We start from the raw sequence: 17,996 nt of genomic DNA, 5'->3' as shown, positions 1-17,996 counted from the left end.
TTTATCTTGATAATGACTTTACTATGTGGCCTTTTCATTGTATCATTAATATAGAGTATTCATATAATGATGGTGGTGAAAAAATGTCTAATAATGAAAAAGAAGTACAAGATATAAATGAAGATATAAAATCTGAAGAAGAAATTATAACTGATGGACAGGAAACAAGACTTATAAACAGCCCTGATAAATTTGATGATAAATCTGAATTGGAAAGTGAAATAGTGGAGGAAAAGTCAGATTCTATTGATGAGCCTATTGTGGAAGAGTATACTGAATCAGAGTATATTGAAGATGATGTAGACAATGTCGAGAATGATGCCACTACATACATCGATGCATCTAAAGTAGAGGAAGAACTAGAACTTAGAGAAGCGGAAGAAGAACTTAAAGAAATGGAACTGGAAAAAACTGAACAGAGAAAAGAAGCTGCAGGTAATATACTGGGTAGGGTTTTCGGATGCTTTGGAAATGTACTATTCGTATTATTCATTCTAGCCATGTCCTTTATCATAGTAATGAATGGAGTATCTTTCGTAAAAGGAAAAGAACCGAGCATATTAGGATATAAGATGTATGTCATTGGTGAGGACAGTATGAGTCCTACCATTAAGAGAAATGATGCCATCATAGTTAAAGAAACCACACCAAGCGAGTTAAAGGTAGGAGATTTAATCACTTATTCTTCTAAGAGTGGAAATGAAGTCATAACAGGTTGGGTTACGGAGATATTTGATGGTAATAGATTTGAAGTAAAGAAAAAAATGAGTGGCGATCAAGCGGTTATAATTGATGGAGTCGCAGTAATAGGACTGGCAATATATAAAATTGCCAGCATGGGGGAATTCATTGAGTACATTTCTCACCCTATCGGCATAGCCTCTGTTCTGATTGTAGGAATAGTAATCTACGTAATAATTTGGTTAATAGGAAGAAGAAAAAGTAAACGAGTATAATACGAAGCCATATCGGCGTTCCGATATGGCTTTAGTTTTTTTACATACAAAACTTGATTTTAATATTAAATAAAAACATATTTGTGTTCATAGGTCAAAGATGGTATAATATAAGAGACTATAAAAGTCTATTTTTTTAAAATATAAAGTCAAAGTAAGTCAAAGACTTGGGAGTGAAAAAAATGAGCGGTTTGACAAATCATATTGAGAGATTTTTAAAAGAATTGCTTGAAGAAAGCGAAGGGATAATTGAAATTGGCAGAAATGACTTAGCTGAACAATTCGGTTGTGCCCCGTCTCAGATTAATTATGTACTTTCTACCAGATTTACGCCATATAAAGGTTATTTTATTGAGAGTAGAAGAGGCGGATCAGGGTATATAAAGATTATTAAGCTCACTAGAAAGAAAGGCTCTGTCATAGATCTTCTCCTAAGTGAAACGATAGGATCTGAAATTACCAAAGACAAAGCTAGAATGATTATTGAATCACTACTGGACGAAGGGATAATAACCCCTAGAGAATACCATTTGATGATTCATTCTACAGAAGATATCTCGCTCGCAAGTGTGCCGGGAAGTTTAAGAAATACCGTTAGAGCTGAGATAATGAAGAATATGTTGCTTGTATTTTTAAGATAAGAGAATCGAGGTGATATCATGAAATGCAATAAGTGTGACCATGATGCAACAATTGAAATAATAATCAATATTGGAAATGTAGAAAAGAGACTAAATCTATGCTTTGATTGTTATTCAAAAATAATCAATGAACATGCTGAGAATAATACTGATTTAGAGAATTTTAAGTTTTTTGACGATGTACTTTCAGATCTACTGGGATCTGTCATAGAGCAAAAGGTCGTATCTCAAAATAAATCCACTGAACCATGTCCTAAATGCCATATGCATTTAGAAGATATAGTCAGTTCCGGAAAATTTGGTTGTGAGCACTGCTATACTGCATTTTATGATGAAATAGTCGAAATCCTTAAGTCTACTCATGGATCATATAAACATCTCGGTGTTCATCCTGAAAGATTTGAAAAAATTATACAATTTCAAAAGAAAATACTTGAGAAAAAAATAGAGCTTGAAGACTTGGTACTAAAAGAAGAGTTCGAGTTGGCTGCAAGTTTGAGAGATGAAATTGAAAGGCTCAGTGAAGAATTAATCGTTATAGAGGGTGCTGAAAATGAGTAGATGGAGATTTGCAGTAGGTGATAATGAAGATGTCGTAATCAGTACCAGGATAAGACTTGCCAGAAACATAAAGGGAATTAAATTCACGAATAGTTTTTCACTGGAAGAAGCTGAAAAAGTCAATAAAACAATCTCTGAAGCAGTTGAAAAAATTTATCCTGGAGAGTATAAACATTTAAATCTTAAGGATATAAAAGACTATTCCAAGGTACTAATGGAAAATCATCTAATTAGTCCTGAAATGATTAAAAATATTGAGTTTTCTTCGTTTTGTTTAAGTCAAGACGAATCTGTCAATATCCTAATAAATGAAGAAGATCATTTAAGGCTTCAGGTATTGAAACCTGGACAAGCTGAACTTTCAGCTTTTAATCGCGCCATTAATATTGTTAAGAGCCTGGAGAAAGAAATTGACTTTTCTTATCATAAGGAATTTGGGTATCTGACGAGTTGTCCAACAAATACCGGTACAGGATTGAGAGCTTCAGTGATGATGCATCTACCTGCACTTAAACATAGCGGTAATATGCCGGGATTAATCGACAGTCTTGGAAAACTGGGTTTGACCGTTCGAGGAATATATGGCGAAAACTCGTCTTCGGAAGGAGATATCTTTCAGATATCAAACCAAAGGACTCTTGGTATGCAGGAAGAAGATGTAATCTATAAACTTAGATTGCTTGTAAATAAGATAATAGAAAATGAAAGACAGGAAAGAGATAAATTTTTAAGAAACTACAATGAACTATTCAAGGACAGGGTCTTTAGAAGTCTGGGAACTTTAAAATATGCAAAACTACTACCTGAAGAGGAAGCTTTGACATGCCTGTCATTTATAAGAGTAGGTATATGTCAAAAAATCTATGAAGGTCTAAACATCAAGGAAGTAACAGACTTAATGTTCAATGTACAAAAAAACAATATATTGAAGTATAAAAAAGACACCGGTTTAATTGGAACAGAAGATTCAGTTCGTAGTGAGTATATTGCCAATTACTTCAAGGAGGTGGAAAGGCATGGAGAATAATAAATCAGGAAACAAAGCTTCAATACTGGCATTGGCTTCTGAAGAAGCATACCAACTTAGACATGATTATATCGGTACCGAGCATCTATTATTAGCTCATATCGTATCGGGTGGCATTGATTCCAAAGCTCTTAGCCAAGCGGGTATAAATTATAATGCAGTAAAAGCATTTATAATCAGCAATATAGGTACGGGAGATGCACAAACTTATCCCAATAGATTAACTCCGAGAGTGAAAAAGATATTTGAGAACAGTAGAGAGATAGCAAGAAGTCTTGGTCATAATTACCTGGGATCGGAACATATTTTACTATCCTTATTAGAGGAAACCGACTCATTTGCGAATACACTTTTGACTATGTGCGGAGTACGTTCAGAAGAAGTAAGAGAAAATCTTCGTAAATTATTGGGTGAACCCAAAGTGGCTATAGAACAAAACAAACAAGCCAATAAAAAAGAAAGTTTACTGGAAAAATATTCCAAAAATCTTAATGAAGAAGCGCGCAACGGAAAGATCGATCCCGTTATAGGTCGTGAGAAAGAGATTGAGAGAATTGTACAAGTTCTGCTTAGAAGGACTAAGAATAACCCTGTCTTAATTGGAGAACCTGGAGTTGGTAAAACTGCCATTGCTGAAGGACTTGCTCAAAAGATAGAATCGAGAAATGTACCGGATATAATAAAGAATTATATCATCCTAAGTCTTGATATGGGCGGTTTAATAGCTGGAACAAAGTATAGAGGTGAGTTTGAAGAAAGACTCAAAGGTGTTATCGATGAATTAAAAGATAGAGAAGATATAATACTCTTCATAGATGAATTTCACACAGTAGTTGGTGCGGGATCTGCAGAAGGTGCACTTGATGCATCCAATATTCTAAAACCCGTGTTGACAAAAGGTGAACTTCAAATAATCGGTGCGACTACCATAGATGAGTACAGGAAAAATGTAGAAAAAGATGCAGCACTGGAAAGAAGATTGCAGCCGATAATGGTAGATGAACCAACCGTTGAAGATACAATCGCAATCCTCAAGGGAATAAGAGATAAATACGAATCTCATCATAAAGTTATAATAAATGATGAGGCTATTATTGCTGCATCCGAATTATCAGACAGATATTTAACTGATAGATTCTTGCCGGATAAGGCAATAGATTTAATAGATGAAGCGGCTTCTAAAATCAGAGTTCTAGGCTTTATCAGACCACTGGATTTAAAAACTTTAGAAGTTAAGATGGAGTCTTTAAAAGAAGAAAAAGAACAAGCAGTAACTATCCAGGACTTTGAAAAAGCAGCCATTGTAAGAGATAAAATAAAAGAAGTAGAAAACGAACTTAAAGAAGCTAAAGAGGAATGGAAGAAGAAAAAACAAAATCAAAAGATGGAAGTAGGATTTGATGATATAGCAGGTATAGTTTCTGATTGGTCAGGAGTACCTGTGACTAAAATGACTGAGCAGGAAACTGAAAAATATCTAAATCTGGAAAACCTACTGAAAGAGTATATAATTGGTCAAGACGAAGCTGTTGATGCCATTTCAAGGGCAATAAAAAGGGCAAGAGTAGGACTGAAGGATCCGAACAAGCCGGTTGGCTCGTTTATATTTGTAGGTCCAACAGGTGTCGGTAAGACATACCTTGCAAAATCACTTGCACAGGTTCTATTTGGAGATCAAGATGCAATAATCAGAATAGACATGAGTGAATATATGGAAAAACATACTGTTTCCAGATTGGTAGGATCTCCACCCGGATATGTAGGCTATAATGAAGGGGGACAATTAACGGAAGCTGTAAGACGAAACCCATATTCAGTCATACTTTTTGATGAGGTCGAAAAAGCTCATCCTGATGTATTCAATATGATGCTTCAAATACTCGATGATGGAAGATTAACCGATTCTAAAGGCAAAACAGTAAACTTCAAAAATACAATCATCATAATGACCTCAAATGTTGGAGCAAATCTATTGGAGAAAAAAGGAACTCTTGGATTCTCCAATTTAATAGACCAGGATAAAAGTGAATACGAAAGAATTGTAGATATTGTCAATGAAGAATTAAAGAGAACCTTCAGACCCGAATTTTTAAACAGATTGGACGATATTATAGTCTTCAATAGTTTAAACAGTCGTGCGATTGAAAAAATAGCCTCATTATTGCTTGACAAGATGGTAGAAAGATTGAAAGATATAGATATAGAAGTTGAGTATTCTGAGGAATTAAAGAAACTCATTGCTGAGAAAGGCTATGATAGAGTATTTGGAGCAAGACCTATTGAAAGATATATAGGTACGGAAATAGAAGACATGCTTTCAGATGAGATCTTAAAAAAGAATATTGAAAAAAACGACAAAATTCTAATAGATGTCACTGAAGATAAACCTAGTTATAAGAAAGTTTAATCCTCGATATTAAAGCTGTGACCTAATCTTAGGGCACAGCTTTAATTTGTTCACAATCTTACAGTAAAGTAATGCAAAACACATCTTATTTGTGATACAATGTAAAATGTATGAATGGGGGAGAAAATGAAGAAAAAAACCAGATATGAATGTTCATCATGTGGACATATAGCTCCAGGATGGATAGGAAAATGCCCTGTTTGTAATGAGTGGGGAACAATTGAAGAAGTCGAAGTCTTAGAAACTAAGAACAAAAATGCTACAAATAGTACAGTTAAAGCAAGCAGACTGTCGGAAGTAAGTATAAATACAAGTTCAAAATACATCAGCGGTATTGAAGAGTTTAACAGAGTAATAGGTGGTGGATTGGTAAAAGACAGTGTAAGTATACTTACGGCCAAACCCGGTTCGGGAAAATCGACATTATTACTTGAATTATCCAATGACTTTGCCGACAAGGGATTGAAGGTACTGTATATAAGTGGAGAAGAAAGTGAGTCTCAAATAAAATCCAGAGCAATAAGAATTATGGAAGATATACCGCCAAATATATGGTTATTATCTACAAATTCGCTGGACAGAGCAGTTGATGTAATAGACAAAATAGACCCGGATATTGTCTTTATCGACAGCATTCAAACATTTACTCTGGACGAGTTCAGTTCCAAACAAGGTTCACCTGTACAGACTGTTGAATGCACTTCAAAACTTATTGAGATTGCGAAAAACCCAAGCAAACCTAGAGCAGTAATAATGGTAGGACATATGACTAAGGCAGATGAAATGGCAGGACTTAGAACTCTGGAACATATGGTGGATACCGTTATAATACTTGAGTCTGATTTTTCCGATGATTTAAGACTACTCTATACATCAAAGAACAGATTTGGAAGAACAGGCGAAATAGGACTGTTTAAAATGCAAGAAAATGGTATTAAGCAAGTAGAAAATCCATCAGAGGAATTTATAACCAAAAGAGATTCCGACATAGCAGGTTCTGCGATTGCGGTTACTAAAGAAGGCAGCAGATATATTGCCGTTGAAATAGAGTCGCTTATATCTTCTTCATTTCAACCATATCCTATAAGAATAGCCGACAGCTTAAATAAAGACAGATTAAATACAATCATTGCAATTCTGGAACAAAGGGCAGGCATAAAATTATATGACAAGAATGTAATAATTAAAACAACAGGTGGACTTAGTTTAAAGAAACAGGATTCAGACCTTGCTATCCTAATGTCGATTGCATCATCCGTTACAAATAAACCCGTTGATAACAGGACGGCTTTTGTCGCTGAAGTTGGCTTGACTGGTGAACTTAAACCGGTTCAGCAGCTAGAAAAGAGGATTATGGAACTCGAAAGGCTTGGCTATAAAAAAGCATACTGTTCCGAATTAAATGATATAAAATCACAATATAATAACTTTTTAATCGTAAAAAAGAGTCATATCAGTGAAGTAATAGGCGAAGTACTTAAATAAGAGCAGTATTTTAATATAAATAATAAGAAAATATGATTTTTCTCAAATATATTCTTGACACTTATATTTTAATTGTATATAATAAATAATTTACTAATTTTGCCGTTTGGGGTATAATGATATAAAGGGTTGATATTTGTATAATTATAGGAGGTTATCGTGTTTAATATAGGAGATAAAGTTGTTTACCCATTACATGGTGCCGGAACCATTGAGGCAATTGAAGAAAAAGAGATACTTGGAGAAGTTAAAAAATATTTTATATTGAGAATGCCGATAGGAAATATTAAGATTTCTATTCCGATAGATAAGATAGCCGAAATAGGAGTTAGAGAAGTATTTAAGAAAGAAGAACTTGAGCCTGTTATTAGGGTATTAGAAGGAAAAGGAACTCAAATGCCTGATAATTGGTCACAAAGATATAGAGAAAATCTAGATAAGATTAAAACAGGGGATATCTTTGAAATAGCTAGAGTTGTCAGAAACTTATCTATAAGAGATTATAAAAAAGGACTTTCAGCCGGTGAAAAGAAGATGCTAAACTCGGCAAGAAAGATGTTGGTTTCAGAGTTTGTAATCGTCAATGACCAAACTGCGGAAGAAGTGGAGAAGTTAATAGATGATGCAATATATAATTTTTAAGAATAGGAGGATAAAAATGTGTTAAAAAGATTAATGAATTATATCCTTGCATTATCAGGATTCCTCGTCGGAGTCTTAATAATGTATGGATTAAATTCATGGAAAATAATAGAAATAACAAATAACAAATTAAGGGTTGCTGCATTTATAGGAATGGGTTTATTATTTGCACTCATATTTTATTTATTATCATCGACATTCCTTAAAAAACTAAATGATGTAGTATCCAAAGCCGAAGCGGAACTGACGAGGATTCCGTCACGTGACATATTATTTGGGAGTTTAGGACTACTTATAGGATTAATGATTGCAAATTTCCTTAGTAAGCCCATACAAGACTTGCCTATACCTGTCTTTGGATCGGTATTTGGGACTATAATATCCGTTGCACTATACTTTGCTTTTGGGTACTTAGGTATAAGAATGGCTTTAAAAGGGAAAGAAGATTTTACGGATTTGATTACCAGACAAAAAACTATTAGGCTTGACCCTGAAAACAATAAAAAGGTTGAAGAAAATCTTAAAATTCTCGATACATCTGTCATTATAGACGGCAGGATAATCGATATTATTAGAGCAGGCTTTATCGAAGGCTCAATAGTACTTCCTACATTTGTTTTAGAAGAACTACAACATATTGCAGATTCTTCAGATAATTTAAGAAGAGCTAAAGGTAGAAGAGGACTGGATATATTAAAAGAGATACAAGGTCAGAAAGATGTTAAGGTAATAATAAGGTCTGAAACATATGATGAAATAAAAGAAGTAGATACAAAACTACTTAGTATGGCAAAAGATCTAAAAGCCGTTGTTATTACAAATGACTACAATCTAAACAAAGTTGCAGGAGTTAGAGGTATAAAAGTACTAAATATAAATGAACTTGCCAATGCAGTAAAACCGGTAGTCATACCGGGAGAGGAAATGAATGTGACCGTCATAAAAGATGGTAAAGAAGCCAATCAAGGACTTGGTTATCTCGAAGACGGTACTATGATAGTCGTTGAGGACGGCAAGAGATTGATAGGCAAAAATATCACTGTAGTAGTAACTTCCGTACTACAGACTTCAGCAGGTAAAATGATATTTGCAAGACCAAAGTAGGAGAAAAATGTATAAAGACAAATATGTAAATGCAATTATAACTGCTGCGGGAAGCGGCTCGCGTATGGGAATTGGGATTACCAAACAATTTTTAAAAGTCGGTAAAATGACAGTACTTGAAAGAACCATACGGAAGATTATAAAATCCAAATATATCGACAAAATTGTACTCGTAATCAGGAAAGACGAAGAAAAAGATATAAGCGAACTGTTAAAGTCAATCAAATCCAACAAAACAATTACACTTACTTTTGGTGGGGACAGTAGAGAAGAATCTACTTTCAATGGAATCAAAGCCATAGATAAAAATACCGATATTGTTTTAATGCACGATGGAGCCAGACCTTTTATTAAGACGCAGCTAATAGACGAAATGATAGAAGCTACCGATTTACATCGGGCAATCATATGTGCAGTACCTGCCAAAGATACAATTAAAATTATAACACATGATATGAAAGTAAAGTCGACTCCGGAAAGGAGTCGACTTTACATGGTACAGACCCCTCAGATCTTTGACTATGAATTGATTTTAAAAGCTTATCAATCTGTCGAATATAATTCCCCAAAAATAACAGATGATTCTTCACTTATCGAAGCCATAGGAGAAGAGGTTTTTGTACATTCGGGGGATTATAATAATATCAAAATTACAACTGATGAGGATTTAATATTAGCAAATATTTTAGCTCAGGAGGAAGATAATGAGGATAGGTAATGGATACGATGTACACGCATTGGTAGAAGGCAGGAAACTGATACTTGGCGGAGTAGAAATAGAACATGAAAAAGGTCTATTGGGTCATTCTGATGCAGATGTACTAGTGCATGCAATTATGGATGCACTTTTAGGGGCATTGGCATTAAGAGATATTGGTTACCATTTTCCTGATACCGAATCGGAATACAAAGATATAAATTCACTACTATTACTTGAAAAAGTAAGTGAATTGATTCATAATAGAGGATACAGGATTATAAATATAGATAGTACTATAACCGCTCAAAGACCAAAATTAAGTCCATATATTGATGAAATGCGAGAAAATGTTTCAAGGGTATTAAAGATAGACAGAGACCTGGTCTCAATTAAACCCACTACAACTGAAAAGCTTGGATTTGTTGGAAGAGAAGAAGGGATGGAAGCTTATTGCGTCTGTCTCGTTGAGGAAATAGAAAAATAATTATTAATAGAGAGGTGCTTGATGAAAAGACATTTGTTTACTTCAGAATCAGTAACTGAAGGACATCCTGATAAAATATGTGACCAGATATCAGATGCAATACTGGATGCAATACTGGAAAAAGACCCTAATGCAAGGGTTGCATGCGAAACCACAACTACTACAGGCTTGGTATTAGTACTTGGTGAAATCACAACTACAACATATGTAGATATACAAAATATTGTTAGAGACACAGTTAGAGAAATTGGTTATACAAGAGCAAAATATGGTTTTGATGCAGATACCTGCTCTGTACTTGTAGCTATAAACGAACAATCACCTGATATTGCCCTTGGTGTTGACAAAGCTCTTGGAAGCTAAGGAGGGAGCTACAGACAGATATGATGAAATAGGAGCGGGAGATCAAGGAATAGTCTTTGGCTATGCGAGCAATCAAACCCCTGAATATATGCCGCTTCCAATCTCTTTAGCTCACAAACTTTCCAGAAGGCTTTCTGAAGTTAGAAAAGAAGGTGTGTTGGGATACCTTAGACCTGATGGTAAAAGTCAGGTTACCGTTGAATACGAGGGCTTCAAACCGATAAGAATTGATTCAGTAGTAATATCGTCTCAACATGCACCGCAAATAGAAACAGACCAACTAAGAAAAGATGTATTGGAAAAAGTTATAAAACCTATATTACCGGAAGAACTGCTTGATGAAAATACAAATTACTACATCAATCCTACCGGAAGATTTGAAATTGGTGGTCCTATGGGCGACTCGGGATTAACAGGAAGAAAGATAATTGTTGATACCTATGGCGGATTTGCTAAAAATGGTGGAGGAGCTTTCTCTGGTAAAGACCCTACTAAAGTCGATAGATCAGCTTCCTATGCCGCTAGACATGCTGCAAAGAACTTAGTTGCTGCAGGTTTGGCTGATGAGCTGGAAATAGGAGTTTCTTATGCAATAGGAGTAGCCAAGCCGCTATCAATCTATGTTGACACATTTGGCACCGGTAAACTGTCTGATGAAGAAATTGAAAAGATTTTACTAGAGCATTTCGACCTAAGACCGGCGGCAATTATAGACAAATTTGATTTACGAAGACCAATTTACAAACAGACAGCTGCTTATGGTCACTTCGGAAGAGATGATTTGGAATTGCCATGGGAAAGACTGGATGCTGTTGAAGAATTAAAAAAATACCTGAAATAATAATTTTACCCCGATTATAATCGGGGTATAGTTATGTTTTTGTGTAAAATACCATATTTAAAAAACTTGCGAAATTCCCTATATATATTGATTTCTTGCATATGGATGAGTATATATGGTATTATAATTAAAGAATAAGTAAAAATTAAAGTTGAAACATCGTTATTGTCGAGAGGATGGAAGTTTATGCCGTATTTTAGAAAAAATTTAGCTATTGATTTGGGAACCGCTAGCGTATTGGTATATGTTAGGGGTAAAGGTGTTGTTTTGAATGAACCTTCAGTAGTAGCAATGGATACATTTTCAAAAAATATATTAGCAGTAGGGTCACAGGCCAAAAAGATGCTTGGAAGAACTCCAGGAAATATTGTTGCTACCAGACCGATGAAAGACGGAGTCATTGCAAACTTTAACGCCACGGAAAAGATGCTTAAATATTTCATCCAAAAGGCTACAGGAAGAACGATGGTCAGACCTAATGTAATTATTTGTGTACCCAGTCAGATCACACAGGTTCAAAAAAGAGCGGTTTTACAAGCCAGTAGGAATGCAGGTGCGAATAAGACCTATTTAATAGAAGAACCCCTTGCAGCAGCAATAGGTTCTGGGGTAGACATTGCAGATCCGGGCGGAAATATGATTATAGATATCGGTGGAGGAACTACCGATGTTGCCGTTATTGCACTTGGAGGTATTGTAATTAACAGGTCTATCAAAGTTGCAGGAGATGAATGTGACGAGGCTATTGCCGATTATATAAGAAAAAAATTCAATATGCTAATCGGTGAAAGAACAGCAGAAGATATTAAAATAAATATTGGAAATGCTATGCCTAATGAGCTTGATGACAAACTATATGAAGTAAGAGGCAGAAATTTAATAAATGGACTGCCCATGCATGTATTTGTAACATCAACTGACATCAGTGAAGCACTTGAAAAACCTTTGGACAATATAGTTGATGCAGTTCATTATGTACTTGATAAAACTCCACCTGAACTTGCGGCTGACTTGTTTGAAAGAGGAGCATTAATGACAGGCGGAGGTTCCCTAATCCCCGGTTTAGATAGGCGAATAGAGGACAGAATCGGCATCAGTGTAAGACTTGCAGATGGACCTGTATCTGCGGTAGTAAAGGGAACAGGAAAGTCGCTACAATGGATAAATAAGCTTGATTCTGATGACTCATCTTACTCTGAAGCAAGAAGAAGAGCTCTTGAAGAAAGAGAGAGACTTAGAAGAAGATAGTGCGAAGCATAATTTAAACAATACTGGGCTTATGTATTATAGATAAGCCCTTTTTTATTTTTGGAAACAGAAATACTTTAAGGTTTAAATATTATCGGTAAATCCATAGATTTAGTATCTTTATATTAATGATATTAAAAAAATAGTTGTTATTTATAAAAATGTTTAAATTAAAATATTAAGGGTATAAAATTATCAAGAATATATAGGAGGTGAGTCCCTTGGGACAAGAAGAATTTTTCTTTAGGTATTTCGCAGAAACAAGCGGACTACCGAATAAACAAATATTTCGATAAAAGGTATTAGCAGTTGACAACTGAATTAGAAATATAAAAAATTAACCAATAATAATAAATCGAAATAGAGAATACAATTAAATATATAAAGCTGTCAACCCATAGCGGAATTGACAGCTTTTTTATTTGATTTATGATACAGATTCAGCTTTCCGGAATCATAACAGGCTTCGTAAAAATCAAGTAAAACTTATCGACCCTTGAGTTCTTATAGATAAGTCGTTCATATAATCCTTTCATAGAACAGAGTATTATTGACCTTTTAGATAGTAGACAGCGAGCTGTGTTCTATCGCGTAGATTTAATTTTTCCAGAATAACACTGATATAATTCCTAACAGTACCTTCACTTAAGTACATCACATTTGCAATCTCTTTATTGTTTAAACCTTCAGATATATATTTTAGTAATTCCAGTTCTTTTTCGGACAAATCAGGATCGTATTTAGGACTTGTATTTAGAATATCAGGAATCTTAGAAGCTACTTTAGATTCAAACACACTCTGTCCGGCATATACCGATCTTATTGCAGGCACAATATTCTCAAATTCAGATTTAAGCAGATATCCCTTTGCACCATGCATTAAGCTGTCTTTTATATACTCATCATCCATAAATGTTGTCAAAAAAACGATATTTGCCGCAGGATGCTTTTTAATAATGTCTTTAAATGCATCAATTCCACTTTTATCTTTCATGCGTATATCTAAAAGAAGAATATCAGGACGGTGTACATCATACAGATTTATTGCATCTTCAGCACTAAATCCAAGTGCTGCTACCTCCATATCCTCTTCCATCTCAATAATGGTTTTTAGGGCATGGGTTATCAGTTTATCATCATCTATAATTAATACTTTCATTATTTCTCCTCCTTATTTAGGAATAGTAATAAAAATTCTGAATCCGTTCACAGTAGAAATATCCAAGTTGGCATTCATATCCTTAACTCTATTTGAGATTGAATAAATGCCCATGCCATATTTGATATCGCCGGAAACTTTTCCGTTATCTAAAATTAATAAAAAAACATAATCTTTAGATTCACGAATTGAAATGGAAGCTTTTGAGGCATTGGAATGTTTCGTAATATTGTTAAGAGCCTCCTTGATAATAAATATAATAGAATAGATATCCTTTGTTTCGAATTCATGTGTTAATGAATAATGGTAATCCAGTTTACAAAAAGTAAATTTGGAAACAATCTCTTCAAGAGAATTTTCTAAGTTTATTTTTTCTTCTACTATATTGTGAACGCTCTTCCTAAGCTGTTCCATCGAAGATTTCAAGGTTAGATTTAGTTCCTCCAGTTTTTCTTTTTCTGATTCATTCTTTGAACTTACTATCATAGCTCCCAATTGCAAGATTCCTCTTGAAATCATATGACCCACACCATCGTGGATATCTCTTGCAATTCGGTTTCTCTCCTCTAATAGAGCAATCGAAATACCTCTGTTTTGGCTTTCCTGTAATTCTCTATTTAAGGAAGTTAAATCATCTTGTAGTTTTCTAGATCGTCCAAAATAATCATTATACCTACTACTAAGGTTTTCATAAATATAATCTTTATAATAAAAGACCATGGTAAGTGAGAATGATATCAAAATTTGAACCAAGTATATTTTTTTGAACAATACAAATGCCAGAAGAGGTAGCAAGTATACTATGATGTTTCTAATAGACTGTATTTCCAAGGTATAGATAATAAGTGGGTAGAAAATAAAAATCTCAGGTAGGTAGTAAGAAATAGCGATTACAAAAATTATAGCAAAATAGGTAATATATTTGTGCTTTACAGAGTCAATAAAAGCAACAAGCATAAGCCCAAGTGATGCTACTACGACCGAATATTCACTAAAACTATTTTTACTTACTATAAGAATTAAAACAAACCATATTGACATCATGCTAATTTTTTTGTTCATAAATATCCCCACTGAATTTTATTTAGTATACCATAATTAGAGGATAACATATAAATAAGTAAATTCAAATAGTTTTAGAAAAAAATGACAAATGTAATTATCATCTTATGACAGTACTCACTTATAATAGAAACAATTGAGGGATATAATACAATCATAGGAGGGATATAGATGATAATTGAAGTAGTTAATTTAATAAAGAGATATAAAGAGCTAACGGCTTTGGATAATTTCAATTTATCTGTAAAAGAGGGTGAAATTTACGGTTTATTAGGTCCTAATGGCTCAGGTAAAACAACAGCAATAAATAGTATACTTTCATTATTAAAATATGATAGTGGTAGTATTAAAGTATTTGGAGAAGTGATGTCTCCTATTAACTATAAAGTAAAAAGAAGAATAGGGTATGTCCCTCAAGAAGTTGCAGTAATGGAAGAACTAACAGTTCGAGAAAATATTGACTTATTCTGTGGACTTTATGTTGAAGATGCAAAGCTTAGAAAAAAATATGTTGAGGAAGCTATGGATTTTGTAGAAATATCAAGTTTTCAAAAATATACCCCTAAAAAGTTAAGTGGAGGTTTAAAGAGAAGACTAAATATAGCATGCGGTATTGCGCATAAACCTGAACTGATATTCTTCGATGAACCAACAGTAGCAGTAGATCCTCAAAGTAGAAATAATATACTAGAAGGGATACAAAAACTTAATCAAATGGGGTCAACCATAGTTTATACTTCTCATTATATGGAAGAAGTAGAACAGATATGTACAAATATTACCATAATGGATAAAGGAAAGAACCTAATAACAGGTGATACTGAGGAATTAAAAAAAGCTGTAGGATTGAGCGATAAGCTTATAATTAAAAACCATAATATAGATGAGGAAAATATTAAAAAAATTAAAAATATAGAATTCGTAGAAGGAATAGCACATGAAAACGGAACATTAGAAGTATCGATATCAAATGATATTGCGATAGGAACGATAATAAACCTTCTAAAGAATAGTAATGTCTATTATGGAAGTTTAAACTTGAAAGAGCCTAATCTAAACGATGTATTTTTAAGCATCACAGGTAAGGAGTTGAGGGATAATGTTTAAAAACCTATTCAAGTACTATTTTAAAGAAAACATCAGAATAAAGGAAATCATGTTTTGGAACTTAGCATTTCCCATTGCACTATCGCTATTGATGCATTTTGCCTTTTCAAATATCGAAAAGGCAGACAGATTCAAAACACTAGCAATAGGCGTGGAAAGTCAGATGTATGCAGAAATATTGAAAGATTTAGAGGATGAAGATGGTAAAAATCTATTTAATATAGTTGAGACAAATGACTATGAAAGTGATATTAAATCCGGACGTATATCAGGCTATCTAAAAGGTAATAGAAAAATAGAAGCGGTACTTGGGAATAAAATAATAGATAATACCGTTATCTATACTACTGCCAATACAATAAATAATAAATACGGACTTATTGAAGCTATTATGAAAGAAAATCCGAATACTTCATTTGAAGAACTCGGAAAGGATCTTCAAAAAGAAATCAATCATATGGACAACGGCTTCGATATATCCAAGAAAAGTCAAATGAACAGCTTCTTTTATACCTTGGTAGGAATGGTATGTTTAGGAGCAGCATCTTCAGGTCTTGCAGCTGTCAACATGGTTCAGTTAAGAGGGGGATTTCCGCAAGCTATTAGATATAATATCGTTCCTAATTCCAAGCTTAAAATATTAGTAACGATGCTACTTGCCGCATTATTAATAAGTTTATTGCAAACTTCTGTCGTACTCATCTTTATGAAATTTGTACTAGGTGTAGACTTTGGAAGTATGTATCTCCTTCTGATAAACAGTGTAGTGTTCTCAAGTTTGTTTGGACTATTAATAGGGGCAGCTATAGGATTATTAATAAATGCTAAAATGGACACACAATTGGCTATTACGATTGGTGTTTATATAGCTAGTTCATTTTTTGCCGGTATGATGTCATCAGACATAAGATCGATAATAGCTTCAAAGGCACCTTTGTTTGCAAGAATTAACCCGGGAACTATTATTTATAATCTATTTAGTTCTATGTATTATTTTGAAAGTACCGGTTACTATTTCAAATACTTTAAAGATTTGCTTATAGGCATAGGGGTATTAGTGGTAGTAATATCGATTCTGGCTAGGAGGCGGGAATATGAGCATATTTAAATCTTATTTTAGGGTTCTTGTTAGAAATACACCTTCCTTGGGAGTACATTTCATAATATTTTTAATTATGTTATTTGGGATGGTAGTCACAGCACCAAAAGAAGATTATGAAATTAAAGACAATTATAAAATTACTATCGTTAACCGAGATGTAAACAATAAAAGAGCAGTTAAGTTGGTTGAATTCCTGAACGAAAAATATAAAACCAGAACTGTTGAGGACGATTACGAGTTAATGATAGGACAATTAATAGATGGAGTTACTGACTATGTATTGGTAATAGATAAAGGCTTTAAATTAAAGTATTATGGGAGTAATCAAAACACAAGCGGTATACTCATCAATATGACGATAAATGAATATTTAAATAATCTGAATACTGCAGATAAGTATTTACCTGAAAAGTCGGGAGTGCTTGAAAAAATCATGGTTGAACCAACCAAATTAAGTTACGCAATTAATAAGTCAAGTGGTATAGATTCAGAGATATTAAATGTAATATATAGAGTAATTGCCTATCCGCTAATGACATTAATAATGAACGCAGTATTCATTGGGCTGAAAAACTTCAACAAACAAGAGGTAATAAATCGTATAGAAGTATCGGGAGTTCACAGGAAAAAGTATACAATACCGCTATATATGGCATCACTCGTATCGGTATTAGCACTTTGGTTAATTATTAATCTAATTGCCTATGGAGCATTTACTAGAGGAGACTTTAATGAACTGCTGAAATATATGATCAATTCGTTTGTATTCATACTACCTATCACCGCAATAGGATATCTATTATCCAATAATATAAAAAATGAGAGTGCAGTAAATGGAGCCATAACAATTATCGGATTGGGATCATCATTTATCAGCGGGATATTTGTATCGAAAGAACTGCTAAGTGAAAGTGTATTAAGAATAGCATCATTTCTACCGGCATACTGGTATGTAAAAGCTAATGAAGTAGTATATACCGGTGCAGAAAATAGAGAACTACTAATAAGTTATGGAGTTATGATTATAATAACTTTAGGAGTTTTAGGACTCAATGTCATTTTAAAAAAAAGAAAGCCTGTACTCGAGTAATAAACAATGGACAGCCT

Annotated in this window: 16 protein-coding genes and 1 pseudogene; 15 read left to right on the top strand and 2 right to left on the bottom strand. The window is 33.8% G+C overall.

The window, feature by feature from the left end; genetic code table 11:
* The first annotated feature begins 83 nt into the window (after positions 1–83).
* From VZL98_07055 to VZL98_07000, 12 genes and pseudogenes are all read left to right on the top strand, one after another.
* The gene (locus VZL98_07055; GenBank protein ID WVH62457.1) at positions 84–956 is read left to right on the top strand and encodes a hypothetical protein; all 873 of its coding nucleotides are present in this window, start codon (positions 84–86) and stop codon (positions 954–956) included.
* Between the two features lie 182 nt (positions 957–1,138).
* Positions 1,139–1,597: a CtsR family transcriptional regulator gene (locus tag VZL98_07050; GenBank protein WVH62456.1), complete on the top strand. Its 459-nt coding sequence runs from the start codon at positions 1,139–1,141 to the stop codon at positions 1,595–1,597.
* 18 nt (positions 1,598–1,615) lie between these two features.
* Entirely contained in the window at positions 1,616–2,158 is a 543-nt protein-coding gene (locus VZL98_07045) for a UvrB/UvrC motif-containing protein (GenBank protein WVH62455.1), read from the top strand.
* A complete protein-coding gene (locus VZL98_07040) occupies positions 2,151–3,185 on the top strand; it encodes an ATP--guanido phosphotransferase (GenBank protein WVH62454.1) in 1,035 nt (344 codons plus the stop codon). The genes VZL98_07045 and VZL98_07040 overlap by 8 nt, the downstream gene beginning before the upstream one ends.
* Complete coding sequence (locus tag VZL98_07035; protein ID WVH62453.1) at positions 3,175–5,592, top strand: ATP-dependent Clp protease ATP-binding subunit; 2,418 nt, start codon at positions 3,175–3,177, stop codon at positions 5,590–5,592. The genes VZL98_07040 and VZL98_07035 overlap by 11 nt, the downstream gene beginning before the upstream one ends.
* 126 nt (positions 5,593–5,718) lie before the next feature.
* A complete protein-coding gene (gene radA / locus VZL98_07030) occupies positions 5,719–7,077 on the top strand; it encodes a DNA repair protein RadA (protein ID WVH62452.1) in 1,359 nt (452 codons plus the stop codon).
* Between the two features lie 159 nt (positions 7,078–7,236).
* Positions 7,237–7,719 carry a CarD family transcriptional regulator gene (locus VZL98_07025; protein WVH62451.1) on the top strand — a complete coding sequence of 161 codons (483 nt, stop codon included), beginning with the start codon at positions 7,237–7,239 and terminating at the stop codon, positions 7,717–7,719.
* Positions 7,720–7,737: 18 nt separating this feature from the next.
* Positions 7,738–8,823 (top strand): PIN domain-containing protein, encoded by a 1,086-nt coding sequence (locus VZL98_07020; protein ID WVH62450.1) that lies wholly within the window; start codon positions 7,738–7,740, stop codon positions 8,821–8,823.
* A gap of 7 nt (positions 8,824–8,830) precedes the next feature.
* Positions 8,831–9,541 carry a 2-C-methyl-D-erythritol 4-phosphate cytidylyltransferase gene (ispD, locus tag VZL98_07015; protein WVH62449.1) on the top strand — a complete coding sequence of 237 codons (711 nt, stop codon included), beginning with the start codon at positions 8,831–8,833 and terminating at the stop codon, positions 9,539–9,541.
* Positions 9,528–10,007: a 2-C-methyl-D-erythritol 2,4-cyclodiphosphate synthase gene (gene ispF, locus VZL98_07010; protein ID WVH62448.1), complete on the top strand. Its 480-nt coding sequence runs from the start codon at positions 9,528–9,530 to the stop codon at positions 10,005–10,007. The genes ispD and ispF overlap by 14 nt, the downstream gene beginning before the upstream one ends.
* Positions 10,008–10,028: 21 nt before the next feature.
* Positions 10,029–11,211, top strand: a pseudogene (gene metK, locus VZL98_07005) (methionine adenosyltransferase).
* A 186-nt stretch (positions 11,212–11,397) separates the two neighbouring features.
* The gene (locus VZL98_07000) at positions 11,398–12,459 is read left to right on the top strand and encodes a rod shape-determining protein (GenBank protein ID WVH62447.1); all 1,062 of its coding nucleotides are present in this window, start codon (positions 11,398–11,400) and stop codon (positions 12,457–12,459) included.
* 547 nt (positions 12,460–13,006) lie between these two features.
* On the opposite strand, the gene VZL98_06995 is transcribed toward VZL98_07000, so the two are convergent.
* Together VZL98_06995 and VZL98_06990 are read right to left on the bottom strand one after the other, a co-directional pair.
* Positions 13,007–13,618, bottom strand: a complete 612-nt coding sequence (locus VZL98_06995; protein WVH62446.1) for a response regulator transcription factor — start codon at positions 13,616–13,618, stop codon at positions 13,007–13,009.
* A gap of 12 nt (positions 13,619–13,630) precedes the next feature.
* Positions 13,631–14,680 carry a histidine kinase gene (locus VZL98_06990; GenBank protein ID WVH62445.1) on the bottom strand — a complete coding sequence of 350 codons (1,050 nt, stop codon included), beginning with the start codon at positions 14,678–14,680 and terminating at the stop codon, positions 13,631–13,633.
* A gap of 171 nt (positions 14,681–14,851) precedes the next feature.
* Between VZL98_06990 and VZL98_06985 the strand changes: the two genes are divergently transcribed.
* The 3 genes from VZL98_06985 to VZL98_06975 are packed head-to-tail and all read left to right on the top strand — an operon-like array spanning position 14,852 to position 17,979.
* Positions 14,852–15,787, top strand: a complete 936-nt coding sequence (locus VZL98_06985; GenBank protein WVH62444.1) for an ABC transporter ATP-binding protein — start codon at positions 14,852–14,854, stop codon at positions 15,785–15,787.
* Positions 15,780–16,895, top strand: coding sequence for an ABC transporter permease (locus tag VZL98_06980; protein WVH62443.1), 1,116 nt, complete (start codon positions 15,780–15,782; stop codon positions 16,893–16,895). Before VZL98_06985 ends, VZL98_06980 begins: the two co-directional genes overlap by 8 nt.
* Positions 16,882–17,979, top strand: coding sequence for an ABC transporter permease (locus tag VZL98_06975; GenBank protein ID WVH62442.1), 1,098 nt, complete (start codon positions 16,882–16,884; stop codon positions 17,977–17,979). The genes VZL98_06980 and VZL98_06975 overlap by 14 nt, the downstream gene beginning before the upstream one ends.
* Positions 17,980–17,996: the final 17 nt, after the last annotated feature.

Source organism: Peptoniphilaceae bacterium AMB_02, from assembly GCA_036321625.1.
GTDB classification, from domain to species: Bacteria; Bacillota; Clostridia; order Tissierellales; family Peptoniphilaceae; genus Microaceticoccus; species Microaceticoccus formicicus.
The sequence above is the reverse complement of the archived record's forward strand: the minus strand, read 5'-3'. Positions and strand labels throughout refer to the sequence as shown.

Excerpts from the sequence above, each read along its gene's own strand:
- VZL98_06985 (WVH62444.1), top strand. The coding sequence starts at position 14,852 with ATGATAATTGAAGTAGTTAATTTAATAAAGAGATATAAAGAGCTAACG.
- VZL98_06995 (WVH62446.1), bottom strand. The coding sequence starts at position 13,618 with ATGAAAGTATTAATTATAGATGATGATAAACTGATAACCCATGCCCTA.
- VZL98_07000 (WVH62447.1), top strand. The coding sequence starts at position 11,398 with ATGCCGTATTTTAGAAAAAATTTAGCTATTGATTTGGGAACCGCTAGC.
- VZL98_06975 (WVH62442.1), top strand. The coding sequence starts at position 16,882 with ATGAGCATATTTAAATCTTATTTTAGGGTTCTTGTTAGAAATACACCT.
- radA (WVH62452.1), top strand. The coding sequence starts at position 5,719 with ATGAAGAAAAAAACCAGATATGAATGTTCATCATGTGGACATATAGCT.
- VZL98_06990 (WVH62445.1), bottom strand. The coding sequence starts at position 14,680 with ATGAACAAAAAAATTAGCATGATGTCAATATGGTTTGTTTTAATTCTT.
- VZL98_07035 (WVH62453.1), top strand. The coding sequence starts at position 3,175 with ATGGAGAATAATAAATCAGGAAACAAAGCTTCAATACTGGCATTGGCT.
- VZL98_07055 (WVH62457.1), top strand. The coding sequence starts at position 84 with ATGTCTAATAATGAAAAAGAAGTACAAGATATAAATGAAGATATAAAA.
- VZL98_07050 (WVH62456.1), top strand. The coding sequence starts at position 1,139 with ATGAGCGGTTTGACAAATCATATTGAGAGATTTTTAAAAGAATTGCTT.
- VZL98_07045 (WVH62455.1), top strand. The coding sequence starts at position 1,616 with ATGAAATGCAATAAGTGTGACCATGATGCAACAATTGAAATAATAATC.
- VZL98_06980 (WVH62443.1), top strand. The coding sequence starts at position 15,780 with ATGTTTAAAAACCTATTCAAGTACTATTTTAAAGAAAACATCAGAATA.
- ispD (WVH62449.1), top strand. The coding sequence starts at position 8,831 with ATGTATAAAGACAAATATGTAAATGCAATTATAACTGCTGCGGGAAGC.
- ispF (WVH62448.1), top strand. The coding sequence starts at position 9,528 with ATGAGGATAGGTAATGGATACGATGTACACGCATTGGTAGAAGGCAGG.
- VZL98_07040 (WVH62454.1), top strand. The coding sequence starts at position 2,151 with ATGAGTAGATGGAGATTTGCAGTAGGTGATAATGAAGATGTCGTAATC.